Below are 18,789 nucleotides of genomic sequence, written 5' to 3'. Positions count from 1 at the left end.
CGAACGGTCAGGCGAGCACAGTGCCCAGCGTGGGCCACCAGATCGTGCTCTTGACGACGTTCGGTCCCACCTGGTGGTTCAGCGAGCCGTACACGGCCGCCACGACCAGACCGCTGCCGAGCCCGGCCACCGGCGGCGAGGAGACGACTGTGGGAACCGCGACGTTGTTCTGGTCCAGCTTCACGATGCCGCTGGCACCGGTGGCGAAGCTGTAGTAGACGACGTCGAGTTCGGCGCCGGTCTGGTCGTTCGCGATGACGCCCGGTCCGCCGAAGAATCCGAAGCGGAACTGGTTGCTCATGTTGGTCGCCACGCCCGCTCCGTACAGCTGTCCGAGGACCGGACCGCCCTGCCCGGTGTCGGAGTACGCGGGGATCTGGAAGATCTGGCCCGGAAGGGCGATGTTCGTCGCCGCGGTGTCGGTCGGCGACGCGGCGAGTCGCTCGATGGCGGCCTCGGCCTCGGGGTTACCGGCGGCGACGGTGCGCAGCTTCGCGATCGCGGTGGCCGGGTCGACGACGGGAGCGGAATCTGCGGGCTGCGCCGACACGACGCCGGTGAACATCATCGTCGCTGCCACTGCAGCGGTCAGACCTGCCGCGACCCGTCGTCCGAAGTGCCGTCGATTCATTCTTCTTCTCCCTCGTCACGTCAATGGGCAAGCATTAGTTCGAATGAGTAAACACTCGCGCCCTTATCGACGCCGCGGTTCGCGGCGTTACGCCGCCTCCGGACCTATGCTGCAGACATGGGACCGGACGGTGGGCACGAGGCGAGGATCAGTGAGTTCCGGGAGGGGCTCGCCGCCGTGGTCCCCACCCGCCGAAGTCTGCAGCGCCTGTTCGAGGCGGTCCTCGTGGTCGGTTCGGGCCTCGAGCTGGATTCCACCCTGCAGCGCATCGTCACGTCGGCCACCTCCCTGCTCGACGCCCGGTACGGCGCGCTCGGTGTCCACGCCCCCGACGGGGGCCTGTCGGAGTTCGTCTACGAGGGCATCACGCCGGAAGAGCGTGCGCACATGGGTCACCTGCCCGAAGGCCGTGGGCTGCTGGGACTGCTGATCCACGACCCCCGCCCGGTGCGACTCGCCAACCTGGCCGATCACCCTGGGTCGATCGGCTTCCCGCCCAATCATCCACCGATGAAGAGCTTTCTGGGTATGCCGATCATGATGCGGGGCAAGGTTTTCGGAAGCATCTATCTCACCGAGAAACTGAGCGGTCCCGAGTTCACCGACGAGGACGAGGTGATCCTGCGCGCGCTCGCGACCTCGGCAGGAGTGGCGGTCGAGAATTCGCGGCTGTTCGAGGAATCGCGGACGCGGGAGCGGTGGTTGACGGCCGTCGCGGCGATCACGTCCCGGCTGATGGTCGGCGGATCACTCGACGAAACACTCCACACACTCGCCGCCGAGGTACGCGAACTGTCCAGCGGCGACGAGGTCTACATCGTCGTCACGCTCGGCGAGGGCGCAGTGGTCGGGGCGGACAGCACGGTGCGGCCGCTGCGCGACAGCTTCCGCATCGCCACCCAGGCCGAGCCGTTCGCCGAAGTGCTGCGTTCCCGCACTCCCGCACTGCTGACGGGGCTCGACGGTCTGGCACCGTTCTCCGCCGAGGCGGGCCGGGCCGCGGTGCTGCCGTTGTCGACGGCGTCGGGGGTCGGCGGGGTCCTGGTGGTCACGGCGCGCGGCAACACTGCGTGGGATCCGGACGAGGTCGCCCGGCTCGAATCGGTGGCCGACCTGGCTGCCGTCGCAGTGGAATTCTCCGATCAGCAGAGCAAACAACGGCTGCTGTCGGTGCTCGCCGACCGTGACCGGATCGCGCGTGACCTGCACGACAACGTCATTCAGCGATTGTTCGCCACCGGCATGAGCCTGCAGAGCACGCACGCGGTCGGAGACGTCCCGGACGGCGTGCGCTCCATCGTGGCCACCGCGGTCGAACAACTCGATCGCACGGTGCGCGAGATCCGCACCACCATCTTCGATCTGCAGGCCACCGGCATCGCATCCGCGACGAGTCTGCGCCGTCGCCTCCTCGACGTGATCGGCGACCTCACCTCCCAGTCACCGATCGCGCCGAACGTACAGTTCTCCGGCGCCATCGACACTCTCGTGCCCAGCCGCATCCACCAGCACGCGGAGGCGGTGCTGCGGGAAGCCCTGAGTAATGCGCTGCGGCACGCGCGGGCCACCACCATCGACATCTCGGTGGCCGCCGGGGACGACCTCACCGTTACGGTCGCAGACGACGGCATCGGGATCGCCGACGGCGCCCGGCGCAGCGGACTGGACAACCTCGATCGGCGCGCCGAGCACTGCGGCGGCGCCTGCACCGTCGACGCCGAGGGCGGCGGAACCGTCGTCACCTGGCGTGTTCCGTTGACGTGATGAAGAATTCAGCGCTGGTTGCGTAGTTCGGTGGCCAGCACGGCCGCCTGCGTGCGTCGTTGCATCCCGAGTTTGGACAACAGCCGCGACACGTAGTTCTTGATCGTCTTCTCGGCGAGGAAGAGCCGCTCGGCGATCTCCCGGTTGGTGAGCCCCTCGCCGATCAACTCGAACACGGCGCGTTCCTGCTCGGACAGTTCCGCCAGGGGGTCTTCCCGCCGCGCGGACCTGATCCGGTTCATCAGCGCCGACGTCGCCCTGCTGTCGAGCAGCGAACCGCCCTCCCCCACCGTTCGCACGGCGGCGACCAGGTCGGTGCCGAGGATCTGTTTGAGGACGAATCCTGACGCTCCGGCCATGATGGCGTCGAACAGCGCCTCGTCGTCCGAGTACGACGTGAGCATCAGGCACCGCAGTTCGGGCAGGGCCGCGCGAAGGTCCCGGCACAGTTCGACACCGTTGCCGTCGGGCAACCGGACGTCGAGCACGGCGACGTCGGCGCCGCAACCCGGGATGCGCGCCATCGCCTCGCCGACGGACGCGGCCTCCCCGACCACCTCGAGGTCGGGCACGCTGCCGAGTAGGTCGACCAGGCCTCGTCGCACGATCTCGTGGTCGTCGACCAGGAACACCCGCGTGGTCATGTCTGCACCTCCACCGTCTTCTCCTCGAACCGTACCGCGCCGGCGACCGGAGCCCACCCCTCCGGGACCTCTCCCCCACGCATTGGGGACCTTCGACCCAAGCGCAGGCGCCGTGGTGCGCGGAAAGCTGAGGTTGCGGGGGAACACCCGGACACCACAAGTGGAGGTCGCGATGAACAGCTGGTCGCTCAGTGACATCGAGGTGGTCTCCCGCGCCATCGTCTCGGCCCCGTCGATCCACGACACCCAGCCGTGGGATCTGCGGCTCGACGGCAGCTGCGCGGAGATCAGCGAGCGTCGCGGCTTCACGGACACGCCGCGCGCCGACCGCGTGATCTCGTGCGGCGCGGGCGTCGCGAACGTGGAGCTCGCGTTGCGGGCGCTCGGCAGGAAGATCGAGACCGACCTGCTGCCCGATCCGCGCAGGCCCGACCTCGTCGCGTCCGTTCGGGCCGTGGGCACGGCCTCGCCGTCGAGTACCGAGCTGAGGCTGTTCTCCGCCATGGCTCGCCGCCGGAGTCATCGAGAAGCGTTCGCCGACATACCGGTTCCCGCAGCAACCATTGACGACATCATCCGCGCGGCGGCGACGGAGGGCGTCCGCGCCCGGCTGCTCGCCGCGGACGAGGCGCTCGCGCTCGCCGACGTGCTCCTCTATTCCGCTGACCGGGTTCGGCAGGATCCCGGTCACCAGCGCGACCTCTTCCCGTGGACGTCGCACTGGCTGCCGCAGGGCGGTCACGAGTCGGTCGACACGATCCGCACCGTCGTCACCCGCGGCGTCCCCGATTCGGCACGCCTCGCCGCGGCGATCGAGGGCGAGACCGTCCTCGTGTTCGTCTCGGACACGCAGGAGTCGATCGACCTGGTCCGCACCGGAATCGCGGTCGAACGAGCGTGGCTGACCGCAGTCGACGCCCGGCTGGGCGCCTCCATCCTCTCCCACCCGCTGCGCGTCGACGATTCGGCGCGTCGCCTCGCACATCGACTCGACGTGCCGGGCCATCCACAGCTGATCCTGCGAATCGGATACTGACAGACCAGAAACGGAGTGCCCTTGTGAGCCGCGTACTCACGGACCGCGAACTGCTGCACGAACTCGAGGACGTCGCCGAGGACAACGTCAACCGCCACCTGGCCATGGCGAAGGACTGGCATCCCCACGACTACGTTCCGTGGGACGACGGCCGCAACTTCGCGGCGCTGGGCGGGGAGGACTGGGATCCGGAGCAGTCCCAGCTCAGCGACACCGCGCGGGCGGCGATGATCACCAATCTGCTGACCGAGGACAACCTGCCGTCCTACCACCGCGAGATCGCCCAGCACTTCTCACTCGACGGCGCCTGGGGCACGTGGGTGGGCCGGTGGACCGCGGAGGAGAACAAGCACTCCATCGTGATGCGGGACTATCTGGTCGTGACGCGAGGGGTCGACCCGGTAGCGCTTGAGCAGGCTCGAATGGACCACATGACACAGGGCTTCGATCCCGGTGGCGGGTCCATGCTGGATTCGGTGTCGTACGTGACGTTCCAGGAACTGGCCACCCGGGTGTCGCACCGGAACACGGGTAAGGCGTGCGGTGATCCGATCGCGGACCGGATGCTCGCCCGGGTGGCGGCCGACGAGAACTTGCACATGATGTTCTACCGCAACATCGTCGGTGCCGCCCTGGACGTCGCACCCGACCAGGCCATTGCCGCGATCCACAAGGTGGTGACCAACTTCCAGATGCCCGGTGCGGGCATGCACAATTTCCGCCGCAACGCGGTCCTGATCGCGAAGGGCGGCATCTACGACCTGCGCCAGCATCTCGACGACGTCGTCCTACCGGTGCTCCGGAAGTGGAACATGTTCGAGCGTAACGATTTCGGACCGGACGGTGAACGCTGCCGCGAGGAACTGGCGGTGTTCCTGCAGAGCCTGGAAGCCAAGGCCGCCCGGTTCGAGGAGTCGCGGGATCGCGCGCTCGCCCGCGAAGCCCGGCGCGGCGGGCGCGTCGCGGCCCGCTAACGCACCTCGAAGACCAGTGGGAACCGCGACGCGGCGTCGTCGAGTTCGGGTGCCGGAGCCCCCTTCAGGAAGGGTCGAACATCCCTGCCACGAGGTCGTTGGTGGTGTCGACCACCTCCTGGCGGGGAGCCGTGCCGAGGCTGAAACCGGCTGGCAGGCGGATTCGAGTAGTCGTCGCCCCCAGAACCTGTCCCGGCCTTCGGGCTCTCCGCGTGACGCGAGTTGAGCACGCTGAGCAGTGGAGTGCCGGGATCCTGGGAGACGATCGGGCTCGCCGTGTTCGCGTACAGGAGCGCTCCGTCGAAATCGACCCCGGCGTCCACCCGCGGTTCGTCGAGGAGGACCTGCGTGGTGGTGGCTCCGCCGTTCGAATGACCGAACATCCCGATCCGGTCGGGATCGACGGCCTCGGGGAGACCGTCCGGCAACAGCCCGCCGATCCCGTCGGGGTCGTCACCGCGGGAGAGGGATTCGACGGTGTCGACGACGAAACTCGCATCCTCCACCCGGGTGTCGAGCGCCTTCTTCTGGGTGTCGGCGGCGTACGGGTCGGTGATCTGTGACGTGACGACGCGGCCGTTCGGGAACACCGTCGCGAGGGCCTCACCCGTGTGGTCCATGCTGATCACCACGTAGCCGCGGCTCGCGAGATCCTCGGCGGCGATCGTGTACAGCGTCCGCGGCGCATGGAAGCCCGGCGAGAAGAGGACGACGGGAAGCGAGCGGGGAAACCACTGAGCCGGCAACCAGTCCCCGGAGTATGAGGGTTGCCTTCACTCGAGCCTCCTCTGCGAAGTCGAGCGAAGGCTACCGCACCATCGTCGCGATCGGGGGTGCTAGCTTTCCGGCCTGACGATCATCACCGGGCAATCCGCGGTGTGGAGCAACGCATTGCTGGTGGAGCCCAGCAGCATTCCCGTGAAGCCACCCCGGCCGCGGCTGCCCACGACGATCAGCTGCGCCTTCTCGGCGAACTCGCTGAGCACCCGCACCGGGCGGTCCCGCGCGACGACGCGTTCGACCGTCACATCGGGGTACCGCTCCTGGTACCCGGCCAGGCGCTCCGACAGCACCACTTCTTCGCCCGTCTGGATGCTGCTCCACAGCGCGTCCTCCGGGCTGGCGCCGAGTGACGGCTGCACACTGACATCGCTCCACACGTTGACCGCGACCAGGCTCGCTCCGCGGGCGGCGGCCTGCTCGAATGCCACTTCCACCGCCGCCTTGCTGCTTTCCGAGCCGTCGATGCCGACCACGATCGGCCCCTCGGTCGGTGGCTGCCCGTCCATGGTCCGCCCCCGCACGACCACCAGCGGGCAATGACCGTGCGCCGCGACCGCGGAGGTGGTGGAACCGACCAGCAGACCGGTGAACTCACCGTGCCCGCGCGAACCGAGCACCACCATGTGCGCGTTCGCGGAGAGCTCGATGAGTGTCTGGCTCACCTTGCCCTCGTGCTGTTCGGTGGTGATGTCGAGCGGCTCGTCCACCGTCTGCTTGGCGTGCACCCGCGCGCTGCCGAGCCGGGCCTTCGCCGTGTCCTCGAGTTCTTCCTTGAAGCTCTCGGCCAGGTACGGCTCGGTGTAGTAGAAGGCAGGAATGTGCACCACTGTCACGATGTGCAGCGGGAGCGACAGTGCGGCGGCGGCGCGAGCAGCCCACGCCACGGCGGCCGAGGCCGCCTCGGATCCGTCCACACCCACGACGATCGGCTTGATTCCGGTCATGGTCACCTTTCCTGATTCTTCCGGCTGGGCACTGCTGGGGTTCGCGGGGCTACCCGCAGATCTTGCGGAGCTTCTCGACCAACGCGACGCGTCCCGCACGATCCGCGGCGAGCGGGGTGACGGTGAGCGTGGTGACCCCGGACTCGGCGAAGGCGGCCACCCGCTCCGCGACGTAGCTCTCCGGACCGATCAGCGACACGGCCCGCACCAGATCGTCCGGCACCGCGGCGGCGGCCTCGTCCTTCTTGCCCGACAGGTAGAGGTCCTGGATGGTCTCGGCTTCCTTCTCGTAGCCGTACCGGACCGCGAGGTCGTTGTAGAAATTCTTGCCCTTCGCGCCCATGCCGCCGATGTACAGCGCGAGCCCGGGGCGGACCCAGTCGAGCATGTGCTCGACGTCGTCGCCGATGGCGAGGGCGGGCGACGCGAAGACCTGCAGCTCACCGAGGCTGGGGTCGCGCTTCGCCTTGCCCTTGGCCAGGGGCTCGCCCCACACGCTCGCCGCCTTCTCCGGGTGGTAGAAGATGGGTTCCCAGCCCTCGGCGATCTCGGCGGTCAGCTCCACGTTCTTCGGCCCGAGTGAGGCGATGACGATCGGGATGCGATCACGCACAGGGTGGTTGATGATCTTCAGCGGCTTGCCCAGCCCGGTGCCCTTCTCGGCGGGCAGCGGAATCTGGTAGTACTTACCCTGGAACTCGACCTTCTCGCGGCGCCACACCTTGCGGCAGATCTCGACGACCTCGCGGGTGCGCCCGAGCGGGGCGTCGTACTTGACGCCGTGAAAGCCCTCGATCACCTGCGGTCCGGAGGCGCCGAGGCCCATCACGAAGCGTCCGTCCGACACGAAGTCGAGGCCGGCGGCCGTCATGGCGGTCAGGCTGGGCGTGCGGGTGTAGATCTGGAAGATCCCGGACGCGAGTTCGAGTGTCGTGGTCTTGGCGGCGAGGTAGCCGATCTGGCTCACCGCGTCGAACGAGTAGGCCTCGGGCACGAACGCGATGTCGAGTCCGGCTTTCTCCAGGTCGGCCACCTCCTCGACCGTCTCGGCGAAACCGCCGCTGTAGTTCAAGCCCATACCAATGCGCACGTCGTTCCCCAATCCTGGCGTTATCTGCAACCTGTTCCTGCTTCAACTCAGACACTACTGCGAGCAATGGCGTCAGGGGCGTGCAGGCCTCACGACGACCACCGGGCAATGTGCCCCACCGACCAGGCTGTTGCTGGTCGATCCGAGCAGCATCCCCTTGAAACCGCCGCGCCCCCGGCTGCCGACCACCAGCAGTTGCGCCTTCTTCGACCACTCGAGCAATCGCGCCCGCGGATTGTCGATGTACACCTCCCGGGTGACCCGCACATCGGGGTACTTCTCCTGCCAGCCGGCGAGGCTCTCGGCGAGAACGGCGTGTTCGTCCTCCTCGAGCCCCTGCGGCACCAGCGCCGCGGCCCGCGGGTCCTCGAACGCTGCCGGTCCGAGGTCGCTCCAGACGTGGACGGCCACCAACGGCGCGTTCCGCAGCGACGCCTCCTGGAAGGCCACCGAGATCGCCCGCTCACTGGTGGGGCTGCCGTCGACGCCGACCACGACGGGTCCGTCGGCGTGGGCGTCGCCGCGGACCACGACGACCGGGCAGTGGGCGTGACTGGTGACGTTGATCGCCGTGTTCCCGAGCAGTGCGGTGGCTGCCGCTCCGGACCCGGACGCGCCGACCACCACGATCCGGGCGTTCTCGGACAGGTCGACGAGCCACTGGGCACTGCTGCCGATCGACAGTTCGGTGTGGACGTCGATGATGGGATTGACCGCGAACGCCTGCTCCTGCGCCTCGGCGAGAATCGCCTTGCCACTCGCTTCGACCCACTCGTACACGCCGCCCGAATCCATGTAGGGACCGCCGAACCCGTACGGAGCGAAGTCGAGTGCGTGGATGATCTTCAGGTTCAGTCCACGTTCGGTGGCCAGTTCGGCGGCCACCCGAACAGCGGACTTCGAGGTGTCCGATCCGTCGACACCGACGACGACGCTGTTGCGGTCCCGTGTGCTCATGACTTCACACTATCCCCGGCCTCCGCTTCGCGTCTGCCGCCCTTCGCCTTTCGACGAGGGACTTAAGTCCCCACCATCTCGGGCTCTCCGCCCGTAGCCGTGACGGCCGACTTCGGCGATGATGAAAAGATGGAGTGGTCTGTCCAGCGCGAAACCGACTGGGCCACTGCATTTTCCGCTCAGATTCTGTCGGGAGCGACGTCGGTCACAAATTTGGTATCCGAGATGAGAATTAAAGTACCTTCGGGTCATGAAACTCACACAGTTCACCGACCTCGGACTGCGGGTGGTCATGCGACTGGCCGTCGCCGGGGACGGCGAACGACCGGGGAGCCGGGCGATCGCCGAGGAACTGTCGGTCTCGTACACCCACGCCGCCAAAGTGATTACCCGGCTGGGTGAGCTCGGCATCGTCGACGCACGCCGGGGACGCGCGGGCGGTCTGGCCATCACCGAACTCGGGCGCACCGCCTCCGTCGGCTGGCTCGCCCGCCGACTCGAAGGCGATTCGGAGGTCGTCGACTGCGACGGCGCCCAACCGTGCCCGCTGCGATCGGGGTGCCTGCTGCGGTCGGCGCTGCGACGCGCACAGAATGCGTTCTTCGAGTCGCTGGACGCCCTCACGATCGAAGACCTCACCCGGTCCCCCACCGGAACCGTGCTGCTCGCCCTCCCGCGAGTATCTGCCGCCACAACTTCCCAGATTTCTCGAACGATCGGAGAATGACATGCTCTCGCCCACCTCGACGGACGTCATCCGCGCCACCCTGCCCGTGGTCGGCGCCGCGATCTCGGACATCACGACGCTGTTCTACCGCAAGCTGTTCGACGCGCACCCCGAACTCGAACGAGACCTGTTCAACCGCGGAAATCAGAAGCAGGGCGAACAGCAGAAAGCGCTGGCCGGGGCCATCGCCGCGTTCGCGGCCCTCCAACTCGAGCCCGATCAGGCGCGCGTCGACCTCATCCTGTCGAGGATCGCGAACAAGCACGCCTCACTGGGGATCGAGCCCGCGCAGTACGCGATCGTGCACACACACCTGTTCGCGGCCATCGTCGAGGTCCTCGGCGACGCCGTCACTCCCGAGGTCGCTGCGGCCTGGGACGAGGTGTATTGGCTGATGGCGGAGACCCTGATCGCGATGGAGGCCGGGCTCTACGCCTCGGCGGGAGTGACGGTCGGGGACGTGTGGCGGGACGTGCGGGTCCGCGAGCGCCGCCACGAGTCCGCCGACACGGTCTCGTTCGTGCTCACCTCCCTCGACGGCTCGCCGCTTCCGTCGTTCGCTCCGGGGCAGTACCTGTCCGTGGCGGTACACCTGCCGGACGGCGCGCGACAGATCCGCCAGTACAGCCTGTCGTCGGCCCCGTCGCGCGGCGACTGGAGGATCTCGGTGAAACGAGCGGGCGAGGTGTCGAACTTCCTCTACCAGAACGTCTTCGAAGACGACGTCCTCGCGGTGTCGACGCCGTTCGGCGATCTCGTCCTGCAGGACGACGACGCTCCGCTGCTGCTCGTGTCCGCGGGCATCGGGTGCACGCCGATGATCGGGATGCTCAGCCACCTCGCGGACACCGAGGACAGCCGACCGATCTCGGTACTCCACGCCGACCGGTCCGCCAGCAGTCACGCGCACCGCGCGGAGCTGACCGAACTGGTGGAACGCCTGCCGTTCGCGGTGATGCACCGCTGGTACGAAGACCTGGGCGCCCGCCGGCCCGAGGGCAGCCTGCGCGAGGGACGGGCCGACCTCGGTGAGGTCACGATCGCGCCCGGTACTCGCGCCTACCTGTGCGGTCCGTTGCCGTTCATGCTCGGAATGCGGGAGGCGCTCCTCGCGAAGGACGTGCCCGCCGAGAACATCCACTACGAGGTGTTCGGTCCGGACAGCTGGTCGGCCACCGTGTGAGAGCCACGGCGGCGCCGTTCACACCGGCCAGGTGTGGACGGGGCTGCCCTCACGCATGTTCTCCACGTACTGACGCAGCATGGCGGCCAGGGCTTCCGGCCGGCTCAGACCGGCGTTCTCGTGCCGGACCACCTGTGCACGCTGCCACGACGCCCCCGTCTGCCGGGTGACGCACCGGCCCTCGATGACGCTCAGGTAGCGGTCGCGGGCCTTGGCGGACAGCCCGAACGCGGCGAGCCCCTCGTCGGCGATCGGCAGCAGTCGCCGCAGGACGAGCTCGTCGGCGCCCGCGAACCCGACACCGGGCCAGTACAACTCGGCGTCCATGCCGTACTTCGCGCCGGCGTGCAGGTTCTCCTCGGCCGCATTGAACGACATGTGCGACCAGACGGGCCGATCCGATTCGACGAGCCCGCGCAGCGCGCCGTAGTAGAACGCGGCGTTCGCCATCGTGTCGAGCACAGTCGGGCCCGCGGGCAGCACCCGGTTCTCGATCCGCAGGTGCGGCTTGCCGTCGTCGCTGTCGTATACCGGGCGGTTCCACCGGTAGATGGTGCCGTTGTGCATCTGCAGTTCGCTCAGGTCCGGTACCCGGCCCGCGTCGAGTTCGGCCGACGGGTCGACGTCGGAGACCTCCGGCAGCAGTGCCGGGAAGTATCGGGAGTTCTCCTCGAACAGGTCGAAGACCGACGTGATCCACCGCTCCCCGAACCACACGCGGGGCCGCACGCCCTGGTTCTTGAGCTCCAGTGGACGCGTGTCGGTGGCCTGCTCGAAGATCGGGATGCGGGATTCGTGCCACAGCGCCTTGCCCGCCATGAACGGCGCGTTCGCGGCGAGGGCCACCTGGGCACCGGCCAGGCACTGCGCGGCGTTCCAGTGTGCGGCGAATTCGTCGGGCGCGACGCGCAGGTGCAGCTGCAGCGACGTGCATGCGGCTTCCGGGAGCACCGAATTGGCGTCCACCTTCAGCTGTTCGGCGAGCCGACCCTCGAGCGGCACACCCTCGAGGTCGAGTTCGATGTCCTCCCCCCGCGCGGCGAAGATCTGATCGTTGAGCTGCTCGTAGCGGGGATTCGCGGTGATCCACTCCCTGCCGAGGTGCTCGAGCTGCAGCGTCGGCAGCATGCCCACCATCACCAGCTGGGCGTCGTGCCCGTGGATCCGCGCGTCGGCGACGTGCAGCGACGCGCGCAGGGTGCGTTCGAGCTCGAACGTCCCCTCACCGATCAGGGGACCCGGCCGGACGTTCATCTCGACGTTGAACTGACCGAGTTCGGTCTGGAACACGGCGTCGTCGTCGATCGACTCGAGGACGGCGAGATTGGACATCGCGGGCGTCATGTCGGCGTGGACGAGATTGAACTCGATCTCCATACCCAGCATGGGCCTGGGCGGGTCGACCTCGTCGACGAACGCTCCCTCCCGCAGCATTCTCTCGAGCGCGTCGACGCACATGAGCACCTTCTGCCGGAACAGGCGCCGGTCTTCTCGGGTGAATGTCCGAGACGTCACTTCGCGACCCATACCACTCCCCAACTGCGCGTCGAACTGCGCTCACGGGGGAGCATATCCGTTCATCCCGCGCGAATGCGGGATGGCGGGCTAACCTCGAACCAGACGCTGGTGAGCGGAAGGACTTGAGATGACGCCTGATACCGACTCCAAGAAGAAACCAGAGTTCTCCGTGGGCACGCGCGTGAAAACGCGGCATTCGGCCGATCACGAACTGGCCGAGAAGAAGTGGCCCCTGGAGGCCGGCGTCATCGTCGACGATTTCGCCGGCGTCCAGGACATCAGCAACGATTCGTACGGCCGGGACTGGGCCGTCTCACGACGCTGGGCGATCGCCCTCGACAGCGGACCACTCGTGTTCCGCAACGACGACGACCTCGAGCCGGAATAGGCCCTTACGCGTTGGCGCCTGCGTCGCCCCAGGTGACGGACACGCCGCGATCCTGCAGCCAGCGCCCCGGATCGACCTTGTTTCCGTTCGCGTCGTGTACCTCGAAGTGCAGGTGCGGTCCGGTGGACTGGCCGCGGTTGCCGACGTGGGCGATTTCCTGCCCGGCGGTGACGCGCTGCCCCACGCTCACGGTGTAGTCGTTGACGTGTCCGTAGACGGTGACGGTTCCGTCGTCGTGCAGCAGACGCACCCACAGTCCGAAACCGGACGCCGCGCCGGCATCGATGACCTGGCCGTCGGCCGCCGCGAGCACCGAGGTGCCGATGGGTGCCGCGATGTCGATGCCGCCGTGGTGCGCTCCCCAGCGGGAACCGAAGTTGGAGGTCAGCTTGCCCGACACCGGCTGAACCGCGTGCGGCTTGACCGGGTTGACGTTGGACAGCCACTGCTGCGCCTGAGCGCCGAGGTCCGGGCCGCCGAGGTTCTGGGCGGCGGCACCGAGGTCTGCGGGCAGTTCGAAGCCGGCGGGAAGGACACCGGCCGGGATCTCGAACGGCACACCCGGCAGCGTCTGCGCGCCGCTCGTCTCGTGGGAGTCGACGGGGGCGGCAGCAGCGTTTCCGGCGCCCAGCTGGGCTGCGCCGACCACGATGGCTCCGGTGGCGGCCGCAACAGTCGCGGCCTTGATGCCCACACCCGCTCCGGTCTGCTGGTTGCGATGGCGTCCGCGCGCCGCGTCCGGATCGATCTCGAAGCGAACGGAAGACCCGTTTGCCCGGTGGTGGGAACCCACAGTAAATACCTCGTCAGTCGTCGGATTGCAGCTCTCCCCGTCCGGGGTGGGCTCCTCTGTCTGGCGACGAATGTAACAAAACGATATAGGTCCGCGCCACCGTTACCGAACGTTTATGTTCGGCGGTCCTCGAGTTCGGCCTTGAATGCGGCGTAGCGAGCGCGGTGCGGGGCACGCCGGCGAATCACCGCCCACGCGATCCCGAGCACGACGAACCATACCGGGGTGACGAGGAGAGCCTCGAGGGTGTCCGCCTCCTGGGTCAGCGCCCAGATGAGGAACACGAAGAACGCCAGGACGACCCAGCACATCACCACACCGCCGGGCATCTTGAACTTCGACGCCTCGTGCAGTTCGGGGCGACGCTTCCGGTACACGATGTAGCTGGCCAGGATCATCGTCCAGACGAACATGAACAGCACCGATGAGATTGTCGTCACAGTCGTGAACGCCTCGATGACGGAGTCGCCGGAGAACAGCAGCGCGATCGCCGACAGCAGGAAGGCGCACGAGAACATCAGCGCATTGGCCGGGACCTTGCGGGAGGAGAGCCTGCCGAGCCGGCCCGGCGCGTCACCCTCCTGCGCGAGGCCGTAGACCATCCGGGACGTCGAATAGATTCCCGAGTTCGCCGAGGACGCCGCGGACGTCAGCACCACGAACTGGATGACTCCGGCTGCGATCCCCAGACCGGCGAGGGTGAACATCGCCGTGAACGGGCTCTCGCCGGGGACGACCTCACGCCACGGCGTGACCGAGATGATCACGATCAGCGAGACCACGTAGAACAGCAGGATGCGGATGGGGATGGAGTTGATGGCCTTCGGCAGGTTCTTCTCCGGGTCCTTCGCCTCGGCCGCGGTGGTGCCGACGAGCTCGATACCGACGAACGCGAAGACCGCGATCTGGAATCCGGCCACGAAGCCCATCGCCCCGGTCGGGAACATGCCGCCGTCGTTCCACAGGTTGTCGAAGCCGGCCTCGGACCCGTTGGGCGACGTGAAGTGCGTGAACACCATCACGAGTCCGACAACGATGAGGCTGACGATGGCGATGATCTTGATCAGCGCGAACCAGAACTCGGTCTCACCGAACGCCCGCACGGTCGGCAGGTTCAGCAGCAGCAGCGCCGCGATGGCGATCAGCGCCGGGATCCACAGCTGGAGGTCGGGCCACCAGTACTGCACGTAACCGGAGATCGCGATGATGTCGGCGATGCCGGTGACGATCCAGCAGAACCAGTACGTCCACCCGGTGAAGAACCCGGCCCAGGGGCCGAGCAGGTCGGCGGTGAAGTCGGAGAACGACTTGTAATGCAGGTTGGAGAGCAGCAGCTCGCCCATCGCCCGCATCACGAAGAACAGCATGAAGCCGATGATCATGTAGACGAAGATCACCGACGGTCCGGCCAGCGAGATCGTCTTCCCGGATCCCATGAAGAGACCCGTGCCGATTGCTCCGCCGATCGCGATCAGCTGGATGTGCCGGTTGGCGAGCTGCCTGGAGAGATGCGGCTCACCGGCCGGTCCCGTCCCTGAGCCATCACCCGGTTCCGATCCGATCGAGCCCGTCGAGGAAGTGCGGTCAGCCATGGAACACCTGCAACCCTTCTCAGTCCTTGCTGTCACCGTCCGAAAGCGTGGGTCACGTTACGCCGGGACCACTCGCGGACCACGGCCGAGGACGGCGTTCCGCATCGAGGGACTTGACAGAAACCGAGTAGCTAAGGCTAACCTCAGTTCGTTACTTCGAGGCGAGGAGCCTGCACATGATCGAGGACCTGATCGAGATCGCGTACGCCCAGGGCGCAGTCACCTGCGTGGCTCAGGCCGCCGACGGCGTCGACGAGTACGAACTCGCACGGGTCGATTCGGTCGCGTCCAGCGTCACGGTCACGGTGCGGGCCGACGGCAAATTCGCGAAGGCCACCAGCGTCGAGGGCTACCTCAGTCTCGGGCAGGTCGTCCGGGCATGCGGACTCGACTACCGGCAGGCCACGTCGAGCGCCCGCCAGTACATCCACTGATCAACCCAGGTGCTCCCCGAAGAAGCCGTCGATCCTCTTCCACGCGTCGGCGGCGGCTTCCGGGTCGGGCACCATCCCCGTGACCTTCGCCAGGGGACGCAGCACCTTAGGTCCGGCCAGTTCGTCGTTCAAGAACGTATGACCGGCAGTGGGGTACTCCTTCACATCGTGAGCCACGCCGGCCTTCGTCAGCGCCGCCTCCAACTTGGCCGCCGCATTCCGCAGAGCGAAGTCCTTGCCGCCGTAACTGGCGACCACCGGGCACGCACCCGCCACGGCCGCGTCGAGGTCGCGCGGCAGGACCCCGTAGTTCGGGGCCGCCGCATCGAACCCCGTGCGCAGGGTCATCAGGGCGAACCCGCCGCCCATGCAGAATCCGATGACACCGATCTTCCCCGTGCAGTCCGACGAGCCGGACAACCACTGACGGGCAGCCTCGATGTCGCCGTACGCCCGGCCCTTCCCCGAGAGCATCGCCCGCATCGTCGACACCAGACAGCGTCGCGCACCACCCGCACTGAACAGATCCGGCGCAACCGTCAGAAACCCCGCCGCCGCCAGCCGGTCCGCCTGCCGGCGCATCACGTCGTCCAAGCCGAACGCCTCGTGCACCATCACCACACCCGGCCACGGACCCTCACCGGACGGCCTCGCCAGATAACCGTGCAAGTTCAGCGAACCGTCGTGCCGCGCAGCGAGGTCGGTCAAGTCGATCTCGGACATGTGCGTCTCCCGTTCCGTCGTCACTTCCAGAACATCTGCGACAACCATGCCCTCCCCATCGCGAGCGCACCACCATTCCCGCTACACTCACCTCGGTGTGCGCCCCGCGCGTGCACCGCGCCTTCGTAGCTCAGGGGATAGAGCAACCCTCTCCTAAAGGGTAGGTCGCAGGTTCGAATCCTGCCGAGGGCACTCTCCTGCCTGCGGCAGTCCTCACTGCGCCCCGCTCCCGCATCTTGGACGAGGTAACGCAGGTCACGCCGCAGGCGATACGCCAGGCAGGTCGGGACGACCCGAGGAGAGTCTCATGAACTGGGTGGACATCGATATCTTCCCGCCGCTGATTGCCAACCTGCTGCACCTGTTGGCCGCCCTGACGAACAACGGGACGGGATCATGATCGGCATACTGCCCGACCTGCCGTACATGGGTTTGGACTGGGAGTTCTTCTTCCCGACCAATCTCTATATCGCGTTCATCAACTGGTGGAATCCTTTCTAGCGCACGGTAGCTCGGTCAGCGGGGTCCGCGCCCGCGCCGACATTCCGGGGATACGGATATTGCGGACCGTGGCTGACCTCGATCGTTCGTATCGTCGCCCCATGACCACTACCGAGAACCGCCCGGCCGCCCTGCACTCCTACTTCGCCTACCGTGACGCCCCGGCCGCTCTGCGCTGGCTCGAGCGCGCGTTCGGGTTCGAGACCACCCTCGAGTTCCCGGACGACAACGGCGGGATCATGCATTCCGAATTGCGGAGAGGCGACGCCGCCATCATGGTCTTCAGCGACGACGGCAACTACGACCGGCCGGCGCTCCGGGGCGAGACCGTCGGGCACGGCACATATCTCAGCGTCGGCACCGACAGCGAAGTCGACGAGGTCTACGCCACCGCCGTCGAGGCCGGTGCCACCTCGGTCTGGGAACCCGCGAACACCCAATGGGGCAACTATCGCTGCCGGGTCCTCGACCTCGAGGGCTTCGAGTGGACGTTCGGCACCCTACGCCCGGGCGAGAGCAGTGGTGACTGGCCGGACGGCGAATGACGGTGACACGGAACCGGATCGACGCGGCACCACACCGGGTCGTCAGTCGATCGCGAAGAGCCGCGCCGCATTGTCGTGGCACACCGCTCGCAGCCACGGCTCGCCGAGGTCGAATCGGGTGAGTCCCTCGAGTGCGTCGAGGTAGGGATATGGGATGTTGGGGAAGTCGCTGCCGAACACGATGCGTTCCTGCAGATCCGCCAGCCGGTGCACCTGGTCGCGTGGAAACGGTGTGGCCGCTTCGGTGTAGTCGGTGAACGTCATCGTGGTGTCGAGATACACGTTGCCGTATTGGTCGGCCAAGTCCAGGAATTCCCGGTACTCCGGCAGACCCATGTGGGCGATGATCAGGTGCAGCCTCGGGTATCGCGACAGCAACTCGGCGATCGGGCCGGGGCCCGTGTAGGTGCCGGGCGCCGGCCCCGACCCGCAATGAATGACCACCGGGACACCCGACTCCTGCAGTACACCCCACACGGGGTCGAGGAGCGGATCGTTCGGCGAGTAGTCGCCCACCTGGATGTGGGACTTGAAGACGCGCGTGCCCGACTCGACCGCCTCGGCGACATAGGTGGCCGCGGACTCCTCCGGGTAGAACGTGGACGTCCGCAGACAGTCGGGGGTCTGTTCGGCGAACTCGACCGACCACTGGTTCAGCCACGCAGCCATCGCCGGCTTGTGCGGGTAGATCATCGACGTGAACCGCCTGACACCGAACCCACGGAGGTGTTCGACGCGGACATCCTCTTCGTGCCGGTAGTGGATGGGCCACTCGCGTCCGGTGAGGGGACCGACTGCGTCGAAGTAGCCCCACACCTTCTCCATCACATTCGCGGGCATGAAGTGGGTGTGGACGTCGATGATGCCGGGCAGCCCCAGCGCACGCCAGAACTCCTGCACCCGCAGATCCTCGGACAACGGTCTTCTTCTCCTCGACGCAGTGCCGGACGCAGAACCCCGGCAGATCAGAACGGGGGCCGAATCAGAACAGCGTGAACGCGTCCTCGGCCTCGGGGGTGGATTGCGCGACTGCTGCCGGTGTAGGCGCGGGGGCAGAGACGGGCGCCGGTGCGAGTGCACCGGAGGCGACGGCACGAGCCGCCTCGCCGGCGAGGACGTCGGCCATCTCGTTGTAGTGGTTGCCGACGTGGCCGCGAACCCAGCGGAAACGCACGGGCCCGGGGCGTTCGCTGATGGCGCGGTCGATGGACTGCACCAGCGCGAGGTTCTTGACGGGAGCGCCACCCGCCGTCTTCCAGCCCTTGCGCTTCCACCCGGGCAGCCACTCCGACGCGCACTTGATGGCGTACTGGGAATCGGACTCGATCAGCAGCGGATCTTCCCCGGGATGCGCGGTGATCGCTTCGAGCAGAGCCCGCAGCTCGGCGATCTGATTTGTCCCGGAGGGTTCGCCACCCGATTGGCTGGGACCCTCGTGATTGACCCATGCCCAGCCGATCGCCCCACCGGGGTTGCGGAGGCAGGATCCGTCGGTACTCACGATGATCATGGCTGGGACTTTACGTGCGCGCTCCGACATCCGCCGGTGGCGGTCGCGTTCG

20 protein-coding genes and 1 tRNA gene are annotated in these 18,789 nt (G+C 67.3%); 9 read left to right on the top strand and 12 right to left on the bottom strand.

Going from position 1 to position 18,789, the window contains the following annotated elements; all coding sequences use genetic code 11:
• Nucleotides 1-7: 7 nt before the first annotated feature.
• Nucleotides 8-631, bottom strand: coding sequence for a hypothetical protein (locus QM806_RS14140; RefSeq protein WP_005254211.1), 624 nt, complete (start codon nucleotides 629-631; stop codon nucleotides 8-10).
• 117 nt (nucleotides 632-748) lie between these two features.
• Between QM806_RS14140 and QM806_RS14135 the strand changes: the two genes are divergently transcribed.
• A complete protein-coding gene (locus tag QM806_RS14135; RefSeq protein WP_007296469.1) occupies nucleotides 749-2,395 on the top strand; it encodes a sensor histidine kinase in 1,647 nt (548 codons plus the stop codon).
• 8 nt (nucleotides 2,396-2,403) lie between these two features.
• Here the strand turns inward: QM806_RS14135 and QM806_RS14130 are convergent, their stop codons facing one another.
• Complete coding sequence (locus QM806_RS14130) at nucleotides 2,404-3,039, bottom strand: response regulator transcription factor (protein ID WP_005254213.1); 636 nt, start codon at nucleotides 3,037-3,039, stop codon at nucleotides 2,404-2,406.
• 172 nt (nucleotides 3,040-3,211) lie between these two features.
• Here QM806_RS14130 and QM806_RS14125 point away from each other — a divergent pair, with 172 nt between their 5' ends.
• Nucleotides 3,212-4,075, top strand: a complete 864-nt coding sequence (locus QM806_RS14125) for a nitroreductase family protein (RefSeq protein ID WP_283291818.1) — start codon at nucleotides 3,212-3,214, stop codon at nucleotides 4,073-4,075.
• 23 nt (nucleotides 4,076-4,098) lie between these two features.
• On the top strand, nucleotides 4,099-5,049 hold the full coding sequence (locus QM806_RS14120) for an acyl-ACP desaturase (protein WP_065492129.1): 951 nt from the start codon (nucleotides 4,099-4,101) through the stop codon (nucleotides 5,047-5,049).
• Here QM806_RS14120 and QM806_RS14115 read toward each other — a convergent pair.
• The 4 genes from QM806_RS14115 to QM806_RS14100 all read right to left on the bottom strand — a co-directional run bounded on the left by QM806_RS14115 (nucleotide 5,046) and on the right by QM806_RS14100 (nucleotide 8,823).
• Nucleotides 5,046-5,795 carry an alpha/beta hydrolase gene (locus QM806_RS14115; protein WP_054245480.1) on the bottom strand — a complete coding sequence of 250 codons (750 nt, stop codon included), beginning with the start codon at nucleotides 5,793-5,795 and terminating at the stop codon, nucleotides 5,046-5,048. The two genes, QM806_RS14120 and QM806_RS14115, sit on opposite strands and share 4 nt — an antisense overlap.
• A gap of 90 nt (nucleotides 5,796-5,885) precedes the next feature.
• A complete protein-coding gene (locus tag QM806_RS14110; RefSeq protein ID WP_054245520.1) occupies nucleotides 5,886-6,776 on the bottom strand; it encodes a universal stress protein in 891 nt (296 codons plus the stop codon).
• Nucleotides 6,777-6,825: 49 nt separating this feature from the next.
• The gene (locus QM806_RS14105) at nucleotides 6,826-7,866 is read right to left on the bottom strand and encodes an LLM class F420-dependent oxidoreductase (protein ID WP_005573597.1); all 1,041 of its coding nucleotides are present in this window, start codon (nucleotides 7,864-7,866) and stop codon (nucleotides 6,826-6,828) included.
• Between the two features lie 72 nt (nucleotides 7,867-7,938).
• Nucleotides 7,939-8,823 (bottom strand): universal stress protein, encoded by an 885-nt coding sequence (locus QM806_RS14100; RefSeq protein ID WP_005254220.1) that lies wholly within the window; start codon nucleotides 8,821-8,823, stop codon nucleotides 7,939-7,941.
• Nucleotides 8,824-9,073: 250 nt separating this feature from the next.
• Here QM806_RS14100 and QM806_RS14095 point away from each other — a divergent pair, with 250 nt between their 5' ends.
• Nucleotides 9,074-9,550, top strand: coding sequence for an RrF2 family transcriptional regulator (locus QM806_RS14095; protein ID WP_283291815.1), 477 nt, complete (start codon nucleotides 9,074-9,076; stop codon nucleotides 9,548-9,550).
• Nucleotide 9,551: 1 nt separating this feature from the next.
• Nucleotides 9,552-10,733 (top strand): globin domain-containing protein, encoded by a 1,182-nt coding sequence (locus QM806_RS14090; protein WP_005254222.1) that lies wholly within the window; start codon nucleotides 9,552-9,554, stop codon nucleotides 10,731-10,733.
• A gap of 18 nt (nucleotides 10,734-10,751) precedes the next feature.
• Here QM806_RS14090 and QM806_RS14085 read toward each other — a convergent pair whose 3' ends face one another.
• Entirely contained in the window at nucleotides 10,752-12,260 is a 1,509-nt protein-coding gene (locus QM806_RS14085; RefSeq protein WP_005573594.1) for a glutamate-cysteine ligase family protein, read from the bottom strand.
• A gap of 118 nt (nucleotides 12,261-12,378) precedes the next feature.
• Between QM806_RS14085 and QM806_RS14080 the strand changes: the two genes are divergently transcribed.
• On the top strand, nucleotides 12,379-12,639 hold the full coding sequence (locus tag QM806_RS14080) for a hypothetical protein (RefSeq protein ID WP_005251602.1): 261 nt from the start codon (nucleotides 12,379-12,381) through the stop codon (nucleotides 12,637-12,639).
• Between the two features lie 4 nt (nucleotides 12,640-12,643).
• Here QM806_RS14080 and QM806_RS14075 read toward each other — a convergent pair whose 3' ends face one another.
• Both QM806_RS14075 and cycA read right to left on the bottom strand, forming a co-directional pair.
• Entirely contained in the window at nucleotides 12,644-13,432 is a 789-nt protein-coding gene (locus QM806_RS14075) for a M23 family metallopeptidase (RefSeq protein WP_182624568.1), read from the bottom strand.
• Nucleotides 13,433-13,545: 113 nt separating this feature from the next.
• Nucleotides 13,546-15,024, bottom strand: a complete 1,479-nt coding sequence (gene cycA / locus QM806_RS14070; protein WP_065492133.1) for a D-serine/D-alanine/glycine transporter — start codon at nucleotides 15,022-15,024, stop codon at nucleotides 13,546-13,548.
• 176 nt (nucleotides 15,025-15,200) lie between these two features.
• Here cycA and QM806_RS14065 point away from each other — a divergent pair, with 176 nt between their 5' ends.
• Nucleotides 15,201-15,458 (top strand): hypothetical protein, encoded by a 258-nt coding sequence (locus QM806_RS14065; protein ID WP_005573592.1) that lies wholly within the window; start codon nucleotides 15,201-15,203, stop codon nucleotides 15,456-15,458.
• On the opposite strand, the gene QM806_RS14060 is transcribed toward QM806_RS14065, so the two are convergent.
• Nucleotides 15,459-16,229: a dienelactone hydrolase family protein gene (locus QM806_RS14060; protein ID WP_005573591.1), complete on the bottom strand. Its 771-nt coding sequence runs from the start codon at nucleotides 16,227-16,229 to the stop codon at nucleotides 15,459-15,461.
• 71 nt (nucleotides 16,230-16,300) lie between these two features.
• Here QM806_RS14060 and QM806_RS14055 point away from each other — a divergent pair.
• Nucleotides 16,301-16,373 (top strand) — tRNA-Arg (locus tag QM806_RS14055).
• A 410-nt stretch (nucleotides 16,374-16,783) separates the two neighbouring features.
• On the top strand, nucleotides 16,784-17,227 hold the full coding sequence (locus QM806_RS14050; RefSeq protein WP_005573590.1) for a VOC family protein: 444 nt from the start codon (nucleotides 16,784-16,786) through the stop codon (nucleotides 17,225-17,227).
• A 42-nt stretch (nucleotides 17,228-17,269) separates the two neighbouring features.
• Here the strand turns inward: QM806_RS14050 and QM806_RS14045 are convergent, their stop codons facing one another.
• On the bottom strand, nucleotides 17,270-18,145 hold the full coding sequence (locus QM806_RS14045; RefSeq protein WP_005251588.1) for an amidohydrolase family protein: 876 nt from the start codon (nucleotides 18,143-18,145) through the stop codon (nucleotides 17,270-17,272).
• Nucleotides 18,146-18,209: 64 nt separating this feature from the next.
• A complete protein-coding gene (locus QM806_RS14040; protein ID WP_005573589.1) occupies nucleotides 18,210-18,737 on the bottom strand; it encodes a ribonuclease H family protein in 528 nt (175 codons plus the stop codon).
• Nucleotides 18,738-18,789 lie beyond the last annotated feature (52 nt).

Source organism: Rhodococcus sp. IEGM 1351, assembly GCF_030056875.1.
Lineage (GTDB): Bacteria > Actinomycetota > Actinomycetes > Mycobacteriales > Mycobacteriaceae > Rhodococcus_F > Rhodococcus_F opacus.
Note: the sequence above shows the minus strand (reverse complement) of the source record. Positions and strands in the feature narration are given on the sequence as shown.